This window comes from Planomonospora algeriensis, from assembly GCF_977012225.1.
Window position 1 is genome coordinate 2,821 of record NZ_CDRNDK010000444.1, and the last position, 2,260, is coordinate 5,080.

The 2,260-nt window shown below is 70.3% G+C and carries 4 protein-coding genes; 1 reads left to right on the plus strand and 3 read right to left on the minus strand.

The genetic code is table 11. The features are described from left to right. Together ACWJ6R_RS29825 and ACWJ6R_RS29830 are read right to left on the minus strand one after the other, a co-directional pair. Positions 1–851: tetratricopeptide repeat protein (locus ACWJ6R_RS29825; protein WP_449065415.1), on the minus strand; the 851-nt coding region annotated here is incomplete at its 3' end. Then, positions 778–1,608 (minus strand): DUF7779 domain-containing protein, encoded by an 831-nt coding sequence (locus ACWJ6R_RS29830; protein ID WP_449065416.1) that lies wholly within the window; start codon positions 1,606–1,608, stop codon positions 778–780. The genes ACWJ6R_RS29830 and ACWJ6R_RS29825, both read right to left, overlap by 74 nt. 27 nt (positions 1,609–1,635) lie before the next feature. Here ACWJ6R_RS29830 and ACWJ6R_RS29835 point away from each other — a divergent pair, with 27 nt between their 5' ends. Then, complete coding sequence (locus tag ACWJ6R_RS29835) at positions 1,636–1,797, plus strand: hypothetical protein (RefSeq protein WP_449065417.1); 162 nt, start codon at positions 1,636–1,638, stop codon at positions 1,795–1,797. Between the two features lie 267 nt (positions 1,798–2,064). Here ACWJ6R_RS29835 and ACWJ6R_RS29840 read toward each other — a convergent pair. Beyond that, the coding region (locus ACWJ6R_RS29840; protein ID WP_449065418.1) for a hypothetical protein at positions 2,065–2,260 on the minus strand (196 nt) is incomplete at its 5' end.

Here is a 2,260-nt window from a genome sequence, read left to right on the forward strand (position 1 = left end):
CTGGCGAGGTTGTCCTGGGAGGCCAAGGTGGAGAGATGGTCGGAGCCCAGCACCCGCTGGCGATCGGTGAGGGTCTGCTCGTACAAGGGGATGGCCCGGTCCAGGTCTTCGGCCGCATGGTAGGCGTAGGCGAGGTTGTTGCGGGAGGTCAGAGTGGTGGGGTGGTCGGGACCCAGCACCCACTCGAAGGCGGTGAGGGTCTGCTTCAGTAGAGAGATGGACCGGGACAGGTCTCCGGCCGATTTATAGGCGCCAGCAAGGTTATTACGGGAGGCCAGGGTATCGGGGTGGTCGGGACCCAGCACCTGCTCGCAGGCGGTGAGGGTCTGCTCGTACAGGGGGATGGCCCGGTCCAGGTCTTCGGCCGTATGGTAGGCGTAGGCGAGGTTGTTGCGGGAGGTCAGAGTGGTGGGGTGGTCGGGACCCAGCACCCACTCGAAGGCGGTGAGGGTCTGCTCGTACAGGGGGATGGCCCGGGGAAGATCTCCAGCCGATTCGTAGGCGCCGGCGAGGTTTCCCTGGGAGGCCAAGGTGTCGGGATGCTCGGGACCCAGCACCCGCTGGCGATCGATGAGGGTCTGCTCGTACAGGGGGATGGCCCGGTCCAGGTCTCCGGTCGCATGGTAGGCGCCGGCAAGGTTGTTGCGGCAGGCCTGGTTGGTGGGGTGGTCGGGACCCAGCACGCGCTCGGTGTCAGTGAGAGTCTGCTCCAGCACCTCGATCGCGCGGGCCAAGTCAGCCAAGTCGAACAGATACCGGCCGCACCAGACCCGCAGTTCAAGGAGAACGGGGGTCAGAGCGCCGATGCGGCAGGCGAGGGCATACACCGTGCTGGTCTGCTCGTGCAGCACCTCCACCTCCGCCCGGGCCCCCAGGTCGCGATCCCGTCCGGGAGGATGGCGTTGTAGGCGCCCAGCAGACCGTCGGCTGTCTCCAGGGCTTGGACGAGGCGGTCCTCGTGGGCGCGCGTTCGCGCAGTACCCGCTGGATGAGGCGGTGCATCAGCACCGAGGTGCCGTCCTCGCTGAAGCTGATCAGCGAGGCCTCGGCCAGATCGGCCAGCGTCTCATCGGTCACGTCGATCGTGGCCGTGTCCGGTGCGGATCCGTCGACGGCCCTGCCGTACAGGATCGTGCGCGGGATACCGGCCGGCGACAGGACCGCCAGCACCTCCAGCAGGTCCCGGATCTCCGGGGTGGACTCCTCGGCCTGGGTGATCGACAGTAGGATCGCCTGCGCCGTGCCGGTCGGGTACGGATCGCCGTCCAGGCGCGGCAGGTAGCGCTGCAGTGGGAAGGCGCGCAGCAGGTCCAGGTAGGCGGCGTAGGTGATGCGGCGGCGGGTGATGACGGCCGCGGCCTGGGCCAGCGCCAGTGGCAGGCATCCCAGCTCGGCGGCGACTTCGGCGGCGCCGTCGTCATCGTCGCGGATGCCGGTGTAGCCGGCCAGGAAGGCCGTCGCCTGCCGCGGGGTGAACGCGTGCACCTCGACCAGATGGTAGGCGCGGGTGAAGGCGTGGTTGCGGGAGGTGATGATGACGCGGGTGGCGCCGGTGGACGGGCACCAGCGCCGCACCGTCTCCACCTCGAGGGCGTTGTCGAAGACCACCAGCGCCGGCTCACGCGTGGCGGCCAGGTGGGTTTTGACCCGGAGCGCGACCGCGGCCGCGTCGTCCTCGCTACGGCGGAGGCCCAGCCGGTCGCCAGGGCGCCCAGGCCGGTGAGGATCTGCTCCTCGCCGGCGGCGGGGATCCAGGCCACGATCGGCCAGTTCGCGTGCTGGCAGGCCCAGGCGTAGGAGGCGGCCAGCACGCTTTTGCCGACTCCGGGGGTGCCGGCCATGGCGCAGATGGCCACCGCGCCGCCGGTGTCGGCCTGCGGGCGCAGCACCTCGTCCAGTTCTTCCAGCAGGGCGGGGCGGGGCTGGAAGACCTTGGGCGGCTGCGGGATATCGCCTTCGATGATCTGCCCGGGCTTCGGCGGCGGCGGATAGTGGTGGTGGTGCTCTTCCTTGCCGACCACCTTGTCGTGGAAGGTGCCGCCGGAGAAGTCGATGTGGTCGCCGTCACTGGGCATCGTCACTCTCCTCGCCGGAGGCCGGCGCAGCGGGCGGGACCGCGGGGCCGGTGACGGATTTGCCGGTGACGGGGGCGTGGAAGGTGCCGCCGGAGAAGTCGATGTGGTCGCCGCTGTAGGAGCGCGGCTCCGACGTCTCGGCCGCGTGCCCGCTCGCGCTCGCGCGCCGCTCGACCGGCGGCGGG